General features: G+C 74.3%; 16 protein-coding genes. 4 read left to right on the top strand and 12 right to left on the bottom strand.

All coding sequences use genetic code 11. The annotated features are described in order from the left end of the window. Nucleotides 1-9: 9 nt before the first annotated feature. The 11 genes from WJX68_RS08380 to WJX68_RS08330 form a co-directional block, all read right to left on the bottom strand. Nucleotides 10-945: a carbamate kinase gene (locus tag WJX68_RS08380; protein ID WP_340287699.1), complete on the bottom strand. Its 936-nt coding sequence runs from the start codon at nt 943-945 to the stop codon at nt 10-12. 88 nt (nt 946-1033) lie between these two features. Further along, on the bottom strand, nt 1034-1708 hold the full coding sequence (locus WJX68_RS08375) for an SDR family oxidoreductase (protein WP_340287697.1): 675 nt from the start codon (nt 1706-1708) through the stop codon (nt 1034-1036). Nucleotides 1709-1716: 8 nt separating this feature from the next. Continuing rightward, the gene (locus tag WJX68_RS08370; protein ID WP_340287695.1) at nt 1717-3681 is read right to left on the bottom strand and encodes a hydantoinase B/oxoprolinase family protein; all 1965 of its coding nucleotides are present in this window, start codon (nt 3679-3681) and stop codon (nt 1717-1719) included. Further along, complete coding sequence (locus WJX68_RS08365) at nt 3678-5756, bottom strand: hydantoinase/oxoprolinase family protein (RefSeq protein WP_340287693.1); 2079 nt, start codon at nt 5754-5756, stop codon at nt 3678-3680. Before WJX68_RS08365 ends, WJX68_RS08370 begins: the two co-directional genes overlap by 4 nt. A 78-nt stretch (nt 5757-5834) precedes the next feature. After that, nucleotides 5835-7250 (bottom strand): amidase, encoded by a 1416-nt coding sequence (locus WJX68_RS08360; protein ID WP_340287691.1) that lies wholly within the window; start codon nt 7248-7250, stop codon nt 5835-5837. Continuing rightward, complete coding sequence (locus WJX68_RS08355) at nt 7247-7921, bottom strand: SRPBCC family protein (RefSeq protein WP_340287689.1); 675 nt, start codon at nt 7919-7921, stop codon at nt 7247-7249. The genes WJX68_RS08360 and WJX68_RS08355 overlap by 4 nt, the downstream gene beginning before the upstream one ends. Next, a complete protein-coding gene (cutA, locus tag WJX68_RS08350; protein ID WP_340287687.1) occupies nt 7918-10305 on the bottom strand; it encodes an aerobic carbon-monoxide dehydrogenase large subunit in 2388 nt (795 codons plus the stop codon). Before cutA ends, WJX68_RS08355 begins: the two co-directional genes overlap by 4 nt. After that, nucleotides 10302-10787, bottom strand: coding sequence for a (2Fe-2S)-binding protein (locus WJX68_RS08345; protein ID WP_340287685.1), 486 nt, complete (start codon nt 10785-10787; stop codon nt 10302-10304). The genes cutA and WJX68_RS08345 overlap by 4 nt, the downstream gene beginning before the upstream one ends. After that, a complete protein-coding gene (locus WJX68_RS08340) occupies nt 10784-11614 on the bottom strand; it encodes an FAD binding domain-containing protein (RefSeq protein WP_340287683.1) in 831 nt (276 codons plus the stop codon). Before WJX68_RS08340 ends, WJX68_RS08345 begins: the two co-directional genes overlap by 4 nt. After that, the gene (locus WJX68_RS08335; protein WP_340287682.1) at nt 11611-13017 is read right to left on the bottom strand and encodes a uracil-xanthine permease family protein; all 1407 of its coding nucleotides are present in this window, start codon (nt 13015-13017) and stop codon (nt 11611-11613) included. The genes WJX68_RS08340 and WJX68_RS08335 overlap by 4 nt, the downstream gene beginning before the upstream one ends. Before the next feature lie 188 nt (nt 13018-13205). After that, the gene (locus WJX68_RS08330; protein WP_340287681.1) at nt 13206-14474 is read right to left on the bottom strand and encodes a PucR family transcriptional regulator; all 1269 of its coding nucleotides are present in this window, start codon (nt 14472-14474) and stop codon (nt 13206-13208) included. 77 nt (nt 14475-14551) lie between these two features. Between WJX68_RS08330 and WJX68_RS08325 the strand changes: the two genes are divergently transcribed. Genes WJX68_RS08325 through WJX68_RS08315 form a run of 3 tightly spaced genes read left to right on the top strand, consistent with a single transcriptional unit; the run spans nt 14552 to nt 18107 of the window. Beyond that, nucleotides 14552-15262, top strand: coding sequence for an oxamate carbamoyltransferase subunit AllH family protein (locus WJX68_RS08325; RefSeq protein ID WP_340287680.1), 711 nt, complete (start codon nt 14552-14554; stop codon nt 15260-15262). Further along, a complete protein-coding gene (locus WJX68_RS08320; protein WP_340287678.1) occupies nt 15259-16686 on the top strand; it encodes an FdrA family protein in 1428 nt (475 codons plus the stop codon). The genes WJX68_RS08325 and WJX68_RS08320 overlap by 4 nt, the downstream gene beginning before the upstream one ends. Before the next feature lie 14 nt (nt 16687-16700). After that, nucleotides 16701-18107 (top strand): YlbE family protein, encoded by a 1407-nt coding sequence (locus WJX68_RS08315; RefSeq protein ID WP_340287676.1) that lies wholly within the window; start codon nt 16701-16703, stop codon nt 18105-18107. On the opposite strand, the gene WJX68_RS08310 is transcribed toward WJX68_RS08315, so the two are convergent. Continuing rightward, entirely contained in the window at nt 18085-18390 is a 306-nt protein-coding gene (locus WJX68_RS08310; protein WP_340287674.1) for a hypothetical protein, read from the bottom strand. The genes WJX68_RS08315 and WJX68_RS08310 overlap by 23 nt on opposite strands. A 271-nt stretch (nt 18391-18661) precedes the next feature. Here WJX68_RS08310 and leuA point away from each other — a divergent pair, with 271 nt between their 5' ends. After that, nucleotides 18662-20458, top strand: a complete 1797-nt coding sequence (gene leuA / locus WJX68_RS08305) for a 2-isopropylmalate synthase (RefSeq protein WP_340287672.1) — start codon at nt 18662-18664, stop codon at nt 20456-20458. Nucleotides 20459-20515 lie beyond the last annotated feature (57 nt).

Raw genomic sequence — 20515 nt, 5'->3', positions numbered from 1 at the left:
CCAGCGGTCTCAGGACGGGACGACGACGGTTCCGGCGCCGCCGGTGACGGCCTCGGTGATGTGGGTGAGGTCGGTGATGACGGCGCGGGCGCCGCCGTGCTCGACGAAGCGGCAGGCCGCGTCGACCTTGGGGCCCATCGAGCCGCCGGCGAAGTGCCCGTCGGCGGCGTGGGCGCGCAGCTTCTCGACGCCGATCGTGCCGAGCGGCTCCGCGTCCGGGGTCCCGAAGCGCAGCACCGCGTGGGGCACGTCGGTGCCGATGACGAGGACGTCCGCGCCGACGGTGCGGGCGAGCAGCGCGGCGCCGAGGTCCTTGTCGATGACGGCCTCGACACCGGCCAGCTCGCCGGTGGGCCGCCGCACGACCGGGATCCCGCCGCCGCCGTTGCCGACGACGACGAACCCGGCGTCGACCAGCGCCCGGATCGCGGGCCCGTCGACGATCTCGAGCGGCTCGGGCGAGCCGACCACCCGGCGCCAGCCCCGCTCGCCGCGGTCCTGCCAGGTCTGGCCGTGCGCGACCAGGACGGCGGCCTCGTCGGCGGGCAGGTAGCGCCCGACCGGCTTCGACGGCCGCAGCAGGCCCGGGTCGTCGGCCGCGACCCGGGTGCGGGTCACGACGGCGGCGGTGCGCCGGTCGACCCCGGCCGCGGCCAGCGCCGCGTCCAGCGCCGTGGTCAGGACGAAGCCGAGCGTGCCCTGGGTCTGCGCGCCGCACCAGTCCAGCCCGACCGGCGGGACGACCGCGGCCGCCAGCTCGTTCTTGACCAGCAGGTTCCCGACCTGCGGGCCGTTGCCGTGGGTGAGGACGACGTCGTGGTCGCGGACCAGCAGCCCGGCGACCGCACCCGCGGCGACCCGGGCCGCGGCGATCTGGTCCTCCGGCCGCGCGCTGCCGTCGGCGGCGGTCATGGCGTTGCCGCCCAGTGCCAGCAGGACTCTCACGACGACGAACCTAGGAGCAGGGTGGCCGCCGTCTCACCGTCGTGGGCGACGGAAACCGCGCCGGTTCGATGGCAGGAGTTGCCGAAGATCACGGGTGGTCCTTCCCGAGGAGGTGGGCGAGCGTGCGGGTGCCGACGGGCAGGCCGTACCGGTCGTAGTAGGCGAACATCGCGTCGAGGACCGGGCCGAGCCCGGACGGTCCGGGCACCCGCTCGGCGGTCGTGCCCGCCTCCGCCGCCAGCTCGGCGACGGTGGCGGTGCGCGACGCCAGCTCGTAGGTGGCGCCCTCGTGGCCGGGTCCGGTCAGGACCGTCGCGGCGGCCGCCCCGACCTCGTCGAGGTCGGCGAACCCGAAGACGGCGTGCACGTCGTAGGGCACCCGGACCGGCCCGGTCAGGTCCAGGTTCTGCAGGTAGGCACCGGGCTGCAGGACCGTCCAGCGCAGCCCGGACCGGCGGACGAGGTCCTCGGTCCGGGCCTTGCCCAGGTGGTGGGGCATGTCGGGGGCGTACGGCGCGGCCACCGAGTGGTAGCCGACCCGGGTGACGCCCGCGGTGCGCAGCCCGTCGAGCCAGCCCGCGACCAGCGCCGGCTCGTCCGGGTGCAGGTTCGGGGCGATCAGGTAGGCGGCGTCGGCGCCGGCCGCGGCCCCGGCGACGGCGTCCGCGCGCCCCAGCGGGACGGCGGTGGCGCCCCGCGCCCGCAGCGCGGCCGCCACCGCCCGCCCGGTCTTGCCGTGGCCCCCGCAGATCACGACCCGCACGGCGGGTCTCAGAGCCGGTCGACGTCGGCGTGCGCGGCACCGCCGGCCAGGGACGCGTAGCCGGGACCGCGGTCGAAGAACGCGTCGTCGTCGCGGGACCACGCGGCCCGGCCCGCCCGCTCGGCCGTGGTGGCCGCCGCGTCGAACCCGAGGGTGTCGTCGTCGAGGTCCCCGGTCAGGACGACGCCGTAGTCGGCCAGCGCCGCCGCGGCGGACACCTTGCGCCACACGACGTCGCGCACGACGGCCGCCGGGTCGCGGCGCAGCGGGTCGCCCCAGCCGCCCCCGCCGGTCGTCCGGACCCGGATCACCTCACCGGCGCGGACCGGCTCGGCGTCGGCCAGCGCGTCGACCTCCCGCTCGTTCGGCCCGCCCGGGTCGATGACGACCTCGAACGGCCGCCCGGCCTTCCCGCCGCGCACGCCCCAGCAGGCCAGGATCGACCGGTCCGCGATCGACATGAAGTGCGCGTCCTTCAGCATCCGGACGTGCTTCTCGTAGCCGAGGCCGCCGCGGAACTCCCCGGCGCCGCCGGAGTCGGTGGCCAGCGACAGCGACTCGACGCGGAACGGGAAGCGGGCCTCGGTGAACTCGGTGGGCAGGTTCCGCGAGTCGGGGACGACGTGGATGGTGTCCTCGCCGTCGGCGTAGTAGCGGCCGCCGGAGCCGCCGCCCAGCACCTCGCGCATGAGGTAGGGGCGGCCGTCGAGGTCCTCGCCGTAGACGCCGGTGTAGCGGATCGTCTCCTGGTCGGCGGGCATCCGGCCGTCGACGGCCTTGGCGACGACACCGGCGAGCACCCCGAGCAGCCGCAGGATGACGAAGGTGCGGGCGTTGGTCGGCGCGGGGAACACCGGGGTCAGCAGCGTCCCGGGCGGGGGGAACCGCATCTCGATGAGCGGGACGATGCCCTCGTTGACGTCGAGCTCGGCCATCCGCTCCGGGGAGTCCGCGAGGTTGCGCAGGATCGGCGCGAGCCACTTCTTGAGGAAGACGCCGTCGGAGTAGTCGCCGCAGTGGTTGATCGGCCCCTTGGCCTGCGGGGAGGTGCCGGCGAAGTCGAGGATCAGCCGCTCGCCGTCGGGGTCGTCGGGACCGGTGCGGGTGAGCGTGATCCGCTGGGCGTGCAGCCGGGGCTCCTCGACGCCGTCGTGCTCGGCGTAGTCCTCCCAGGTCCAGGTCCCGACCGGGATGCGACCGAGGATCTCGCGGCGGTAGGTCTCGGTGGTGCGGGAGATGATCGCGTCGAAGCAGGACTCCACGGTCTCGATGCCGTAGCGGTCGAACAGCTCGCCGAGCCGCCGGGCGCCCATCAGGCAGGCCGAGCACTCGGCGTCGAGGTCGGCGGCCAGCGAGTCGGGCATCCGCGAGTTGCGGGTCATGATCGCCAGGGCGGCCCGGTTGGGGACACCCGCGTCCCACAGCCGGATCGGCGGGACCATCAGGCCCTCCTCGAACACGCTGGTGGCGTTCGAGGGCATCGAGCCGGGGACGGCGCCGCCGATGTCGTCGTGGTGGCCGAAGGCCTGCACGAACGCGACGACGCGCCGCCCGCCGGCCGGGCCCGCGAACACCGGGACGGTGACGCACAGGTCGGGCAGGTGCCCGATGCCGCCCTCGGAGCGGTAGACGTCGTTGTGGAAGAAGACGTCGCCCTCGCGCATCTCGTCCAGCGGGAACTCGCGGGCGATGGGGTGCACGAGCGCGGAGTAGGAGCGGCCGGTGAGCTTGCGCAGCCGCCGGTCGTGGATGCCGGCGCGGAAGTCGTGCGCGTCGCGGATCATCGGGCTGCGGCTGGTGCGGGCGATGGCGGTCTCGACCTCCATCTCCACGCTGGCCAGCGAGCCCTGCACGATCTCGACGAGCACGGGGTCGGCGCTCGCCCCGGCGTCGTCGGTCAGCGGGCCGAAGGGGAACGCGGTGGGGGCGCGGCGCGAGCCGGTGTCGGCCGGGCGGTCGGTCGCTGTGGTCACTGGTCGGCCTTCCGGGTCACGATGATGTTCAGGCGGGTGTCGACGCGGGCGGTGAAACCCGGGTGCAGCGGCACGGTGGAGCCGAACTCCTCGACGACCGCCGGGCCGTCGACGACCGCGCCGGGGACGAGGTCGGCCCGCCGGTACACCGGTGTGTCGACGAAGCCCTGCGCGGCGTCGAAGCAGACCGGGCGCCGGCCCGCCGCGACGACGACCGGGTCGGCGACGAGGTCGTGGGTGGCGATCTCCGGGCGGCGGATCGGGCCGATGCCCGAGACCCGCAGGTTGACCCACTCGACCTGCTGGCCGGGGTCACCCGCGAAGTCGTAGCCGTAGAGGGCCCGGTGCGCGGCGTGGAAGGCGTCGGCGACCGCGGCCAGGGTGTCCGCGGTGACCGGGCCGTCCGGCACCGGCACGCGGACCTCGAAGGCCTGCCCGAAGTAGCGCAGGTCCGCGGTGCGGACGAAGCCGTGCTGCGCGGCCGGGAAGCCCTCCCGGTCCAGCGCGGCGGCGGCCTGCGCGGTGAGGTCGTCGACGATGCGGGACACGTCGGCCGGGTCGAGCCCGTCGGCCAGCGCGACGTGGGTCTGCACGTAGTCGTTCTTCACGTCGACGGTGAGCAGGCCGAACGCGGAGACGTTGCCGGGGTTCGGCGGGACCAGGACGGTCGGGACGCCGAGCACGTCGACGAGCCGGCACAGCAGCAGCGAGCCGGAGCCGCCGAAGGTGGTGAGGGCGAAGTCGCGGACGTCGAGGCCGCGCTTGACGGTGACCTGGCGCAGGGCGTTGGCCTGGTTCCAGGCGGAGATCTCCAGGACGCCGGTGGCGCAGGCCTCCGGGGTCAGGTCGAGCTCCTTGGCGAGCGCCTCGATCCCGGCGCGGGCGGCGTCGGTGTCCAGGGGGATCTCGCCGCCGAGCAGGTGCGGCGGGATGCGGCCGAGGAACACGTGCGCGTCGGTGATGGTGACCTCGGTGCCGCCCTTGCCGTAGCAGAGCGGGCCGGGGTCGGCGCCGGCCGAGTGCGGGCCGACCTTGAGGGTGCCCTCCGGGGAGATCCAGGCGATCGAGCCCCCGCCGGCGCCGACGGTCACGACGTCGATCATCGGGATCTTGGACGGGAACTGTCCGACCGACCCTTCGGTGGTGAGCGTCGGCTCGCCGCCGATGACGACGCTGACGTCGGTGGAGGTGCCGCCGCCGTCGGAGGTGAGGACCCGGTCGTAGCCGGCCTCCTGGGCGATCAGCGCGGCGCCCAGCGCGCCCGCCGCCGGTCCGGACAGGACGGTCGTGATCGGCTGGTGGACGACCTCGTCGGCGGAGAGGACGCCGCCGTTGGACTTCATGACGTAGAACGGGATCTCGCGCCCGTCGTACCCGGTGAGCCGCTCCTTGATGTTGGCGACGTAGGCCGACAGCCGCGGCTTCACCGCGGCGTCGACGAGGACCGTGGTGGCCCGCTCGAACTCGCGGTACTCGCGCAGGACCTCGCTGGACAGCGACACGACGGCGGCCGGGTGCTCCTCGGCGAGGATCTCCCGCATCCGCTCCTCGTGGGTGGGGTCGGCGTAGGCGTGCAGGAAGCAGACGCCCAGGGTGTCGACGCCGCGGTCGCGGAACCAGCGGGCGGTCGCGCGGGCCCCGGCCTCGTCGAACGGTCGGACCTCGGCGCCGGTGAAGTCGAGCCGGCCCTCGACCCCGCGGACCAGGTCGCGGGGCACGATCCGGTTCGGCTTGACCCAGAAGTAGGAGTTGCCGTAGCCGTCCGGGACGGACTGGCGGGCGATCTCCAGCATGGCCTCGTAGCCGGCGGTGGTGACGAACCCGAGCCGGTCGACCTTGCCCTCGAGCAGCTGGTTGGTGGCGACGGTCGTGCCGTGGCTGACGGCCTCGACCTCCGAGCCGGTCGCGCCCAGCAGCTCCAGGACCTTGTCGATGCCGGCGAGGAAGCCGTCGGCCGGGTTCGCCGGGGTGGAGGGCGTCTTGGTCGTGACGAGCTCGCCCGCCCGTTCGTCGAAGGCGACGACGTCGGTGAACGTGCCACCGGTGTCGATGCCGATCCGGATGCGCCGGGTCATCGGGGGTCCTTCCTGCCTGGGGTCGGTGAGGTCGATTCAACTCACCGACCCCGCAGGAGGACATGGCGACTATTGCCGTCAAACTGCCATTCGACTGGCACTCTTCGCCAGTGTCTCGACGGCGGCCGCGACCTCCAGGAGGTACCGGTCGGCGCCGTGGCGGGCCACGATCTGCACCCCGACCGGAAGGCCCTCCGGGGTGCTCCCGAAGGGCACCGAGACGGCCGGGCAGCCGGTCACCGTGATCAGGTAGGCCGAGCGCATCCAGTCCAGGTAGGAGTCCATCGGCATCCCGTCGACGGTGTCCGGGAACTCCCGGTCGGCCGGGAACGGCGGGACCTGCGACACCGGCAGCACCAGCACGTCGTGGTCGGTGAAGTACTCGCGCATCCGCTGCGCCAGCGTCGTGCGCCGCTGGTACGCGACGGCGACGTCCGCGCCGGTCAGCGACTCCCCCGCCCGGATGTTCGCGGCCAGCGACGCCTTGAACTCCGTCGGGTGCACGGCCAGCTGCAGGCCGAACCGGGCCTGGAAGTGCCACGCGCGCAGGGTGCGGAAGCACTCGTCGGCCCCGGTGAGGTCCGGGATCTCCCCGGTCACCGCCGCACCCGCGCCGGTCAGCGCCGTCCCGGCCGCCTCGACGACCGCACGGACGCTCCGGTCGACGGCGAACGCACCACCGAGGTCGGTGGACAGCCCCACCCGCAGGCCGGTGAGCGGGGCCGGGACGACCGGTGCCCCGAACGCGGAGCCGGGGTCGCCGAGCGCGTGCGGTGCCCGCGGGTCCGGCCCGGCGAGCACCGACAGCAGCAGCGCCAGGTCGTCGACGGTGCGGGCCATCGGCCCGCCGGTCGCGGTGGTCTCCCACATGTTGGCCGAGGGCCACTCCGGCACCCGCCCCCAGGACGGCCGCAGCCCGACCACCCCGCAGAACGACGCCGGGTTGCGCAGCGAGCCGCCCATGTCCGAGCCGTCGGCCAGCGGCACCATCCCGGCCGCCAGCGCGCACGCCGCCCCGCCCGAGGACCCGCCGGCCGACCGGGTCGGGTCGTGCGGGTTGAGCGTGGTGCCGAACACCCGGTTGAACGTGTGCGAGCCGGCGGCGAACTCGGGGACGTTGGTCTTGCCGATCGTCACCGCTCCGGCCGCCCGCACCCGTTCCACCAGCAGGTCGTCGGTGTCCGGGACGTGCTCGGCGAACAGCGGGGAGCCGTAGGTGGTCCGCCAGCCGGCGACGGCGTGGGTGTCCTTGAAGGCGAACGGCAGGCCGTGCAGCGGGCCGGGCTCCGCGCCGGAGGCCAGCGCCCGGTCGGCGGCCTCGGCCCCGGCGCGGGCACGGTCCTCGTCGAGGGAGACGATCGCGTTGAGCCGCGGGTTGCGCAGCGCGATCCGCTCCAGGTGCAGGTCGAGCAGCTCGCGGGCGGAGATCTCCTTGGCCCGGACCGCCGCGGCCTGCGCGCGGGCCGGGGTCGCGACGGTGACGTCGGCGCTCACCGGCGACGCCCGATCACGGCGCCGACCAGGACGCCGAGCAGCGCGACCGCGGCGCCGATCCCGATGCCCCGGGTCAGCTCCCCGGTGTCACCGCCCCCCGGCGCGGGCGCGGCCGTGACCACCCCGGGGCCGGTCACCGGCCCGCCGAGGACCGGGGCACCGACGGCCGGTGCGCCCGGCGCCGCCGCGGCGGCGACCGGCCCCGCTACGACGGGCACCGCGCCCGCCCCGCCGGTGCCGATCGTCGTGCCGACGGCGTCGAAGAACTGGCCCGCCATCCGCTTGGAGACGCTGGCGAGCATCCGCTGGCCGACACCGCCGACCATGCCCCCGACGGTCGCGTCGGCGGTGTAGCCGATCCGGGTGCCGCCCGCGCCGAGGTCGTCGAAGGTGACGTCGACGACGGCGTCGACCGTGCCCGGGCCGCCCGCCCCGTTCAGGGTCATCACCAGCGACTCGTGCGGCTCCAGGCGCGACAGCGCGCAGCTGCCGGTGTAGGTGCCCTTGATCGCCGCGACCCCGGCGGTCACCGTCATGGCGTAGGCGTTCTCGCCGGTCGGTTCCAGCCGTTCGCAGCCCGGGATGGTCGCGACCAGCACCCGGGGGTCGAGCAGCGCCTCCCAGACCCTCTCGACCGGGTGCTCGACGACGTTGCTGCCACTGATCTTCACGAGCGGTGCTCCTCACGCAGGCTGAACAGGTCCGACGGGGAGATCGGCATCGCGGTGACCGGGAAGCCCTCCGCATCCTCGACCGCGGCGGCGATCACCGCCGAGACCGGGATGACGCCCGCCTCGCCGGCCCCCTTGATGCCGAGGGGGTTGAGCGGCGACGGCGTCTCCAGGTGGTCGATCTCGATCCCGTCGGGGACCTCGGACACGTAGGGCATCAGGAAGTCCATGAAGGACGCGTTGAGCAGCTGGCCGGACTCGTCGTAGGCCATCCGCTCGTACAGCGCGCCGCCGACGCCCTGGGCGACGCCGCCGTGGATCTGCCCCTCGACGACCATCGGGTTGATCAGGTGCCCGCAGTCGTGGACGACGGCGTAGCGCAGGATCCGGATCTCGGCGGTGTCCGGGTCGGTCTCGACGATCGCGGCGTGCATCCCGGAGGCGTAGGTCGCGCGCGGCGTGCTGTGGAAGTCGGTGCCCTCCAGGCCGGGTTGTTCCCCCTCGGCGACCGGCAGCGCGGTGCGGTCGACGGCGTCCCCGACCGAGAACTGGGTGGCGGCCTTCGAGGCCTCGTCGAAGGCGTAGCGCAGCGGGTTGGACAGCACCGACAGGGTGCCCAGCGGGATCGACCGGTCGGTGCCCCGCACCCCCACCACGCCGTCGACGATCTCCAGGTCCGCGACGTCGGCCTCGAGCGCGTCGGCGGCCAGCCGCAGGGCCTTCTCCTTCGTCCTCCGCGCGGCCTTGAGGACCGCCGAGCCGGACATGACCGCGGCCCGGGAGGCGAAGGTGCCGACCGCGTAGGGCATCCGGCGGGTGTCGCCGGTGACGACCTCGACGTCGCAGAAGCGCACCCCCAGCTCGTCGGCGACGATCTGGGCGAACGCGGTCTCGTGGCTCTGGCCCTGCGTGGTGAGCCCGGTCGCGACCTTGACCTTGCCGGTCGTCTCGACGTGCACGTGCGCGCCCTCGTAGGGGCCGACGCCGGTGCCCTCGACGTAGCAGGCGAGACCGATCCCGACCCTGCGGCCCTGCTCGGCGCACTCGCGGCGGAAGGAGTCGAACCCGTCCCAGTCGATCAGCTTGCGCAGCTTCTCCAGCGACGCCGGGTAGTCGCCGGAGTCGTACTCCAGCGGGCGGCCGTCCTGGAAGATCAGGCCGTGGTCGTAGGGGAACTCGTGCGGCTGGATGAAGTTCACCGCGCGGACCTCGGTGCGGTCGCGGCCCAGGTAGCCCGCGATCGCGTCCATCGTGCGTTCCATGGCGTAGCAGCCCTGGGGGCGGCCTGCGCCGCGGTAGGGCGTCACGATCACGGTGTTGGTGTAGAGCGAGGAGAAGGCGACCCGGTAGGCGCCCGGCTTGTACGGGCCGAGCAGCTGGGTCGAGGTGATGATCGGGACGATCAGGCCGTACGGGGTGTAGGCGCCGTGGTCGTGCCAGAACTCGACGTCGAGGCCGAGCAGCCGGCCGTCGTCGTCGAAGCCGACCTCGACGTGCTGGACCTGGCCGCGCTCGTGCGCGGAGGAGACGAAGTGCTCGCGCCGGTCCTCGACGAACTTCACCGGCCTGCCCAGCGCGCGGGCGGCCATCGGGACCAGCAGCTCCTCCGGCCACGGGTGCACGATCTTGACGCCGAACCCGCCGCCGACGTCCGGGGTGATGACGTCGACCCGGCCGATGTCCAGGCCCAGCTTCGCCGCGACGGCGGCGCGGACGCCGGTGGAGCTCTGGGTGGAGGTCCACAGCACCAGCCGGTCGGTGTCGCGGTCCCAGCGGGCGACCGTGCCACGGCCCTCCATCGGCATGCAGGCACTGCGCTCGATCTCCAGGTCGAGCTCCAGGCGGTGCGGCGCCGCGGCGATCGCGGCCGGGGCGTCGCCGACGGCCTGTTCCATCCGGGCGCCGAGGTTGCCGGGCACGTCGTCGTGCACGAGCCGGTCGGCGGCGCGCGCCGCCGCGATCCCGACGACGGCGGGCAGCACCTCGTAGTCGACGACGATCCGGGCGACGGCGTCCTCGGCGACGTAGCGGTCCTCGGCGACGACGAACGCGACCGCCTCCCCGACGTGGTTCACCTCGTCGCGGGCCAGCGCGTACTGGGTCCGGCCGTGGGTCAGCGCGGGGTGCGGGATCAGGACCGGCAGCGGCTCGGCCATCGGGCCGGTCAGGTCGTCGTGGGTGTAGACGGCGTGCACGCCCGGCACGTCGAGGACGCCGGAGACGTCGATGTCGAGGATGCGGGCGTGCGCGTGCGGTGAGCGCAGCACCGCGGCGTGCAGGACGCCGGGGCCGGGGTCGACGTCGTCGACGAAGCGGCCGCCGCCGCGCAGGAACCGCTGGTCCTCGACCCGCTGGACGCGCTGCCCCATGAGCTTGGTGGTCACCGGGCGGCCCCGATCTGCGCGGCCCGCTCGACCGCCGTGACGATGTTCTGGTAGCCGGTGCAGCGGCAGAGGTTCCCGCCGATCATGTCGCGGGCCCGCTCCCGGGTCGGGGCGGGGTCGCGGCGCAGCCCGGCGGTGATCGTGGTCAGGAAGCCGGGGGTGCAGAACCCGCACTGCAGGCCGTGGCACTCGGCGAAGGCCTGCTGCACCGGCGACAGCGACCCGTCCGGCCCGGCGAGGCCCTCGACGGTGGTGATGGCGCAGGACTGCGCGGCGACGGCCAGCATCAGGCAGGCCCGCGCGGGCTCGCCGTCGACCAGGATCGTGCAGGCCCCGCAGACGCCGTGCTCGCAGCCGACGTGGGTGCCGGTCAGGCCGAGGTCGTGGCGCAGCGCGTCGGACAGCAGCCGTCGCGCCGGGACCCGCAGGTCGTGGACGACGTCGTTCACCGTCAGCCGGATGTCGTGGAGCGTCTCGCTCATCGCCCGCCTCCCTGCGCGGTCGCGTCCGCGGTCGCCGCGGCCACGACCCGGTCGGTCAGGACCCGGACCAGCTGCCGGCGGTAGGCCGCGGTGGCGTGGATGTCGGTCACCGGGTCCAGGTGGTCCAGTGCGGCCTCGGCCCGGTCGGCCGGGGCGACGCCGGTGAGGTCGACGACCACCGGGACGTCGCTCACCGACAGGTAGCCGACCCGGACCCGGTCGCCGTCGACGACCGCCCCCGCGCCGACCAGCGCGTAGTCGCCGTGCCGGCGGGCGACCTCGTCGAAGGCGACGCCCGCGCCCGGCGGCAGGCCGGGGAAGAACGCCGACACCGCGATCTCGTCCGGGCCGACCGCCGACTCCAGCGGGCCGACGAAGAGCTCGTCCGCCGGGATCGTGCGGCGCCCGGCGGGCCCCTCGACCTCGAGCGAGCCCTCCAGCAGCCGCAGCACGACCGGCATCTCGGCGGCGGCGTCGGCGTGCACGAGGGACCCGACGGTCGTGCCGCGGTTGCGGATCGTGGGGTGCGCGACGTGGGCGAGCGCGGCCGGCACCAGCGGCTGGACCCGGGCGAGCACCGGTGACTCCAGGACCGCGGTGTGCCGGGCCAGCGCGCCGACCCGGACGCCCCCGTCGACCTCGGTGATCGCGTCCAGGCCGGGGACGCCGTTGATGTCGACGACCAGGGCGGGCGCGGCCAGCCGCATGGACAGCAGCGGCACGAGGCTCTGTCCCCCGGCCATCACCTTCCCGTCCGGCGCCGCGAGCGCGGCGACGGCCCCGGCCAGATCCGTCGGTCGGACGTAGTCGAAGGGTGCGGGTTTCACGGCGTCTCCTTCGCCTCCCCGTCGTCGGTCCTGGTCACCATCTGCCCGGCGGGCGTCCCGGCCGGGCCGGGCGTGCCGGACCGCCGGTCGCGCAGCGCGACGGCGTGGAAGTAGAGGATCACCAGGATGGTGCCGAGCGCGATGCCGCCCAGCTCGAACCCGTTGCCCAGGTCCAGCGCGACGCCGCCGATCCCGGCGACCATGCCCGCGGCGAGGCCGACCAGGTTGCGGGGCTCGCCGAAGTCGACCCCGTTCTCCACCCAGATCTTGGCGCCGACCAGCGCGATCATCCCGTACAGGACGAGTGTGATGCCGCCGAGCACGCCACCGGGGATCGCGCCGACCAGCACGCCGAACTTGGGGCACAGGCCGAGCAGGATCGCGACGGCGGCCGCGACGTAGTAGGCCGCGGTGGAGTACACCCGGGTCGCGCTCATGACGCCGATGTTCTCGGCGTAGGTCGTCGTCGGGGACCCGCCGAAGAGGCTGGCCAGCGCGGTGGCGGCGCCGTCGGCGCCGAGCGCGCGGCCCATGTAGGGGTCGAGGTCCTCGCCCGTCATCTCGGCGACCGCCTTGACGTGTCCCAGGTTCTCCGCGACCAGCGCGATGACGCCGGGGAGCACGAGCAGCACGAACATCAGCGAGAAGCTCGGGGCGTGCACGACGGGCACGCCGTCGTCGAGGGTGCCGCTGGGCAGGCCGAACCAGGGCGCGTCGGCCAGGCCGTCGAACGACACGCGCGGGTGCGGCGCGGGCGTGCAGTCCGTCCCGCCGCAGGAGGTGATCGGCCCGCTCACGAGGTCGAGCAGCCAGGAGAGCACGAACCCGAAGACGAGCGCGAGGAACACCGCGATCCGGCCCCAGAACCCGCGGAACAGCACCGCGGCGCAGACCAGGAACGTGGCGGTGAGCAGCGCGGACCACTGGTCGACCGGCCAGTAGACCGACGCGACGACCGGGGCCAGGTTGAACCCGATCAGCATGACGACCGCGCCGGTCACCGCGGGCGGGAGCACCGTGTGCACGAGCCGGGCGCCGGCGAAGTGCACGAACACGCCGATCGCGAGCAGCACCAGCCCGGAGACCATGATCGCGCCGGTGACGGCGGCCGAGTCGCCGCCCGCCGCCCGGATCGCCGCGACCCCGCCGACGAACGCCGCGCTGGTGCCGAGGTAGCTGGGCACCATGTTCCGGCAGACGACCAGGAACAGGATCGTGCACAGGCCGGAGAACAGGATCGCGAGGTTGGGGTCGAGCCCCATCACCACGGGGAAGACGAAGGTCGCCCCGAACATCGCGACGACGTGCTGCACCCCCAGCCCGACCGTCTTCCCCCACGGGAGACGTTGGCGCGCCCCGACCGCCGCACCCGGCCCGGGATCGACCACTTCCCATCTGAACATCGACATGTCGATCCCTTCACTTCAGCGACCGGAGACCCGACTCAAGCTAATGAGACCGAGGTCGCACCTCGACGGCTACTACTGCCGATTGACCGGTCGATCCACTGGCACGAATTGATGACGCCAGCGCGATGTGCGCATGCGTCGGTTCCCGGGTTTCCGACAGGTGTCGTCCGCGTTCCGCCCGGTCAGCCGCCGATGCGCAGCGCCTGCAGCGCCACGGCGACGTCGAGCCGCAGGTTCGGGTCCGTCGACAGCGGGCCGAGCAGCCGTTCCAGCTTGGAGACGCGGTACCGCATCGTGTTGTAGTGGAAGAACTGCACCCGCGCCGCCTCGGCCACGTTGAAGTTCGTGTCCAGCAGGACCTGCAGGGTCTCCCGCAGCTCGGCGGCGTCGGTGGTGGCCTCGGCGAGCGGGCCCAGCGCGTCGCGGACGAAGGAGTGCAGCTCCGCCGGGTCCGGCACGAGGGCGAGCAGCCGGTGCAGCCCGAGCTGGTCGAAGAAGGTCGTGCTGCCGCCGCCGGAGATCCGGCGGCCCACCTCGACCGCCCGCCGCGCCTGGGCGTAGGCGCCGGGCAGGGCGTCGATGTCGGGCACCGGGCGGCTGACCCCGGCCGAGAACTGCCGCCGCCCGCCGCCCTTGTCCCCGGCGACGGCGGTGACCGCGCGCCGCACGATGTCGTGGCCGGGGGGCGCCCCGGGGTCGGTGCCGACCGGGAGCAGGGTCACGACCTCGGAGGAGAAGTCGACGGTGGGGATGCCCTCCCCCAGCCCGGAGCAGACCTGGCGCCAGCCCGCGGAGAAGCGCTTCTGCCAGGCGCGCCACTGCTCGGCGGGGACCCGCGCCTCGATCGGGTCGAGCTCGGCGGTCAGCACCACCATCGGCCGGCGCAGGTTCCAGCCGAAGGTGTCCGCGTGCTCGGCGACGTAGGCGAGGTCCGCGGTGCGGCGCAGCAGCAGGTCCCGCAGGAAGTCGCCCTGGTACTTGGTCTCGACGGCGTTGACCGCCTCCTCCCGGGTGATCAGCAGCGCGGCCACCGCGGCGGCGCGCTCGAGCGCCTGCACGTCGTCGGGGGCGAGCCGGGCCGAGAGCCGCACGCACACCAGGCGCGCGAGGTTCTGCCCGCCGGCGGCGACCCGCAGGGTGCGGGCCTCCCCGCCCGCGAGCCGGACACCGTCGATCCCCATCCGCTCGACACGCAGCCGGCCCGTCGGGTCGACGAGGTCGTGCTCGGTCAGCATCCGGAGCTGGTCCTCCGACAGCGCCGACGCCCGTTCGCGCCCGTCGGTGGAGGTGACGGAGACCCCCACGTCGAGCACCCGCCCGACCTCGGCCGCGATCCCCGCGAGGTCCCCGCCGTCCAGCGCGATCCGGGTGAGGCCGGTGTGCAGCGCGTCGAGCCGGGCCAGCGCCTCGCGCGCCGGGACCTCCGGGTCCTCGCTCTCATCCGTCAGCAACTGTTGCCGTCCGTTCGGGTGGAAGGTGGCACAAGTTAACATCGGTCGGCGCGGCTGCCCAGGCTAGTTTCGGATCCGTGATCGGAGTCAGCGCACCCGTCCGGGTCCGGGACCTGCTGCGGCGGGTCACGGACGGCCCGGTCCCGGTCGTGCACCGCGGGCCCGACGCCGTCTACCTCGCCGTCCGCGACGACGACGGCCGCGAGGGGTGTGTCGGTGTCCTCGGCGCCCACGCGGTGCCGGTGCCCTGCGGCCTCCGGTCGGGGATCCCGGCACTCGACGTCGGCACCGCCGCCGTGCGCGGCGGGACCCTGCACCTCGACGACGAGCCGGTCGCCGTCCGGCGGCTCGTCGACACCCGGGTCCCCGCCCGCTCCCCGCTGCCCCGCTCCGGGCTCCGGCCGGCCCCCGGCCTGCCGCCCGCGGTGACCCCCGGCGCCGTCGCCGGGCTCGTCGGGCGCGGCGAGGGCCTGACCCCGCTCGGCGACGACGTCCTCTGCGGCTGGCTCGCCCTGCACCGGTCCGCCGCCGCGCCCACCCCGGAGGTCGACGCCGCCGTCCGGGCCCACCTGCACCGCACCACGCTGCTGTCCGCCGAGCTCCTGCGGTGCGCCCTGCGCGGTGAGGTGGTGCCGCAGTTCGCGGCGCTGGTCACCGCGCTCGGCACGCCGGCCGAGCCGGCCGCGGCCGCCGCGCTCGCCGCCGTCGGGCACACCTCCGGCGCCGCGATGCTGCACGGCGCCGCGCTCGCCCTGTCCGCCCTGCACACCGAAGGAGTCGCCGCATGACGACGACACACGTCGAGGTACGGCCCGGCGCCTACGCCGACTCGGTCACCCTGCTCCGGGTCAGCCGGACCGCCCAGCAGCTCGACGGGGTGGTCGCCGCGCAGGTCGCCATGGCGACGCCGCTCAACGTCGACGTGCTGACCGGCATGGGGTTCGCCGTCCCGGCCGGCACCGGCGCGAACGACCTGGTCGTCGCCCTGCGGCTGACCGGGGACGACGCGCTGCCCGCCGCCGTGGCCGGCGTCGACCGGGCGCTGGCCGAGGCGAACCGCCCCGCGCCGGGCGGCGGGGAGGGCGGCACGGTCGCGCCGCCGCGCACCACCGCCACCGCGCTGGACCGGGCACCGGGCTCGGTCGTGCTCGTCTCGGTGCCGGGCCCGCACGCCACCGTCGAGGCGATGGACGCCCTCGACGCCGGCAGCGACGTCATGATCTTCAGCGACAACGTGCCGGTGGAGCAGGAGGTGGCGCTCAAGCGGGCCGCCGCGGAGCGGTCCCTGCTGGTGATGGGACCGGACTGCGGGACGGCCGTGCTGGGCGGGCTCGGCCTGGGGTTCGCGAACACCGTCGAGCTGGGCCCCGTCGGGATCGTCGCCGCGTCCGGGACCGGGTGCCAGCAGGTGATGGCGCTGCTCGACCACGCCGGGGTCGGCGTGCACACGGCGCTCGGCGTCGGCGGGCGGGACCTGTCCGCGCCGGTCGGCGGCCTGGCCACCCGGGAGGCCCTGCGGCGCCTCGACGCCGACCCGGCCGTCGAGCTGATCGTGCTGGTGTCCAAGCCGCCCGCGGCCGAGGTCGCCGAGGAGATCGACGGGGTGGTCGCGTCGCTCGCGACACCGGTCGAGTACGCCCTGCTGGGACCGGGCAGGCCCGACCTGACCGCGGCGACCGAGGCCGTCCTGGCCCGGCTGGGCCGCCCCGTCCCGGACTGGCCGGTGCACGGCGCCGCGCGTCCGGCGGCCGGGGGCCACCGGCTGCGCGGGCTGTTCGTCGGCGGCACGCTCGCGACCGAGGCCGCGCAGGTCGCGGGCGCGGAGGCGGCCGGGTCCGGGCACACCTTCGTCGACTTCGGCGACGACGACTGGACCCGCGGCCGCGCCCACCCGATGATCGACCCGACGGTGCGCCTGGAGCACCTGGCCGCGGCGCTGGCCGACCCGGAGACCGCCGTCGTCCTGCTCGACCTGGTGCTGGGCCACGGCGCCGAGCCGGACCCGGCCGCGGTCCTGGCCCCCGCGATCACCGGCGCCCGGACGCCGGTGGTGGTCTCGGTCGTCGGGACCGCCGCCGACCCGCAGGGCCTGACCGCCCAGATCGACGCGCTGGTCGCCGCCGGCGCCGAGGTCCACCTCTCGCACGCCCGTGCCACCCGGCGGGCACTCGCACTCCTCCCCGCCGACGCGACGATCGGAGCCGCCCGATGACCGTCCCCCCGCTGGTGAGCACCGGTACCGACCTGCTCGCCGACGCCGCCGCCGACCAGGCCGTCCCGGTCACGCGGGTCGACTGGCGCCCGCCGATGGACGGCACCGCGGCCGACCTCGCGACCGTCGCCACCGACCCGCTGCGCCGGGCGGCGAACGAGCGCGCGCTGGCCGCGATGCTCGACGTCACCGCGACGCTCGTCGACGTGGCGCCGGCCTCGGAGGTCCTCGGGCTCGCCCCCGGCGAGTTCCTGCACGCCGGACCCCCGATCACCTGGGAGCGCGCGTCCGGACCGCTGCGCGGTGCCCTGATGGGCGGCGCGGTGCTGGAGGGCCTGGTCACCGACCCCGAGGACGCGGTGGCGCTGTTCGCGTCCGGCTCGGCGGTCTCGCTGGAGCCGTGCCACCACCGCGGGGCGGTCGGACCGATGGCCGGTGTCGTCACACCGGGCATGTGGATGTTCGTGATCGAGGACGCGGCCACCGGGCGCCGGACGTGCTGCTCGCTCAACGAGGGGCTCGGCAAGGTCCTGCGCTACGGCGCGTACGGCCCCGAGGTGATCGAGCGGCTGCGCTGGATGGGCGACGTGCTCGGCCCGCTGCTGCGCGGCGCCGTCCGGGCCCGGCGGGACGCGGGCGAGCCGGTCGACGTGACCGGGGTGCTCACCCAGATGCTGCAGATGGGCGACGAGGCGCACAACCGCAACCGGGCCGGGACCCTCATGCTGCTGCGCGACCTGGGCCCGGATCTCGTCGCGACGGCCGCCGCCGCGGGCGTGCCGAGCAGCGACGTCGCGGCCGCGCTGCGCTTCGTCGGCGGCAACGACCACTTCTTCCTCAACCTCGCCATGCCCGCCTGCAAGCTGGCCCTGGACGCCGCACGGGACGTCGAGGGCTCGACGATGGTCGTGGCGATGGCGCGCAACGGGACCGACTTCGGGATCCAGGTCTCCGGTACCGGCGACGAGTGGTTCACCGGCCCGGCCCAGCTGGCCGACGGCCTGTTCCTCGGCGACTACGGCCCGGACGACGCCAACCCCGACATCGGCGACTCGGCGATCACCGAGACGGCCGGGATCGGGGGCTTCGCGATGGCCACCGCCCCGGCGATCGTGCGGTTCGTCGGCGGCACCGTCCCGGACGCGCTCGCGACCACCCGCCGGATGCGTGAGATCACGCTCGGGGAGAGCCGGCGCTGGACGGTGCCGGTCCTCGAGTTCGCCGGCGTCCCGAGCGGCATCGACGTCACGCGGGTCTGCCGGACGGGCATCCTCCCGCAGATCAACACGGGGATGGCGGGCCGCGTCGCCGGCGTCGGGCAGGTCGGGGCCGGGCTCGTCACGCCGCCGGCCGGGATCTTCCCGCAGGCGCTGGCCCGGCTGGCGGAGCGGACGGTACTCAGACGCGGCGCAGCAGCCTGACCACGACGGTGGTGATGACCAGCCAGAGGATCGCGGCGACGCCGTAGTTCAGCGTCACCGCCATCTTCGGCTGGGCGGGGGTGAACAGGTCACCGAGCCCGAGGTTCAGCTGGGCGGCCCAGGACGAGACGAACTCGGTCAGGAAGTTGGCCGGGTTGGCGTCGAGCAGGGTCAGCACGATGTGCGCGACCAGGATGGCCACGATCACCAGGCCGATGATCCGCACGATCGTCGCGATGATGCCCACGCCCTGCCGCACGGTCGTGCCCACGGTTGCCGCCATCGTTCCACCCCTTTGTCACGGACCGGCGCCATGATCGCACCACGGAGTCCCCACTGCCTCGACAACGAGGGCGGAGCGCAACGGTTGTGATCACTTCGTTGTGACCCGGACACACCGGGTTGCCGTGCAACGGGGGTTCGGGTCTACGGTAGGGGCATGGCGCGCCTGCTCCTTCGCCGCCGCGGCGGGGTCTGAACCGACCGGCCCCTCGTCGCGGGGTTTCGCGTGTCCGCCGGTCGATACGACCGCCCGACACCCAGGAGCACCCCCCGTGACCACCTCGCCCGACGCCTACGAGGCCCGCGCCCGCAGCAACGTCCACACCCCGGACGGTGCGCCGCACGCCGGCCAGCCCGCCTGGAACCGCCAGCGCGGCTCGCAGATGCCGGTCCACCGCTACAAGCCCTTCCATCAGCTGGTCGAGCCGGTGTCGCTGCCCGACCGCACCTGGCCGGACAAAGTCATCACGTCCGCGCCGCTGTGGTGCGCGGTGGACCTGCGCGACGGCAACCAGGCCCTGATCGACCCGATGAGCCCGCTGCGCAAGCGGCGCATGTTCGACCTGCTGGTACGCATGGGCTACAAGCAGATCGAGGTCGGCTTCCCGGCGGCGAGCCAGACCGACTTCGACTTCGTCCGCGAGATCATCGAGCAGGGCGCGATCCCGGACGACGTGCAGATCCAGGTCCTGACCCAGGCCCGCCCGGAGCTGATCCAGCGCACGTTCGAGGCCTGCGAGGGCGCGCACTCCGCGATCGTGCACCTCTACAACTCGACCTCGATCCTGCAGCGCCGGGTCGTGTTCCGGTCCGACCGCGCCGGCATCACCAAGATCGCCACCGACGGGGCGGAGGAGGTCGCGAAGTTCGCCGAGAAGTACCCGGCGACCGACTGGACCTTCCAGTACTCCCCCGAGTCCTACACCGGCACCGAGCTGGAGTACGCCGTCGAGATCACCAACGCGGTGAGCGCGATCTGGCAGCCGACGCCCGAGCACCCGATGATCGTCAACCTGCCGGCGACGGTGGAGATGGCGACGCCGAACGTCTACGCCGACTCCATCGAGTGGATGCACCGCAACCTGGCCCGGCGCGACGCGCTGGTGCTGTCGCTGCACCCGCACAACGACCGCGGCACCGGGATCGCCGCCGCCGAGCTGGGCTACCAGGCCGGTGCGGACCGGATCGAGGGCTGCCTGTTCGGCAACGGCGAGCGCACCGGCAACGTCGACCTGGTCGCCCTGGGCATGAACATGTTCACCCAGGGCGTCGACCCGCAGATCGACTTCTCCGACATCGACGAGATCCGCCGCACCGTCGAGTACTGCAACCAGCTGCCGGTGCACGAGCGCCACCCGTGGGGCGGCGACCTGGTCTACACCGCGTTCTCCGGCTCCCACCAGGACGCGATCAACAAGGGCTTCGCGGCGATGGAGGCCGACGCCGCCGAGGCCGGGCACCCGGTCGCCGACCACACGTGGGAGGTGCCGTACCTGCCGGTCGACCCGAAGGACATCGGCCGCACCTACGAGGCCGTCATCCGGGTCAACAGCCAGTCCGGCAAGGGCGGCATCGCCTACATCATGAAGACCGAGCACCAGCTGGACCTGCCGCGCCGGCTGCAGATCGAGTTCAGCCACGTCATCCAGGCCTTCACCGACACCGAGGGCGGCGAGGTCGAGCCGAAGGCCATGCGCGACGCCTTCGACGTCGAGTACCTGGGGCGCGAGACCCCGCTCAAGCTGGTCCGCCACCGGGTGACCAGCGACGGCGAGGGCCGCGACGAGATCGTCGCGACCGTGCGGGTGGAGTCCGACCTGCACGAGATCTCCGGCTCGGGCAACGGGCCGATCGCCGCGTTCGTCGACGCGCTGGCCGGGATCGGGTTCGACGTCCGCGTGCTCGACTACCACGAGCACGCGATGGGCGGCGGGGACGACGCGCGCGCCGCGGCCTACGTCGAGTGCGCCGTCGAGGAGAAGGTGTTCTGGGGCGTCGGGATCGACAGCTCGATCACCAGCGCCAGCCTCAAGGGCGTCGTCAGCGCCGTCAACCGCGCCCTGCGCTGAGGCCTCGCACCCCGCGCCGCCTGCTCCCAGGGGCACTCTCGTGGCTTAGAGCGCTAC

It is taken from the genome of Pseudonocardia spirodelae (assembly GCF_037727765.1).
Classification (GTDB): Bacteria; Actinomycetota; Actinomycetes; order Mycobacteriales; family Pseudonocardiaceae; genus Pseudonocardia; species Pseudonocardia spirodelae.
This window is presented reverse-complemented; position numbering and strand designations above follow the sequence as displayed.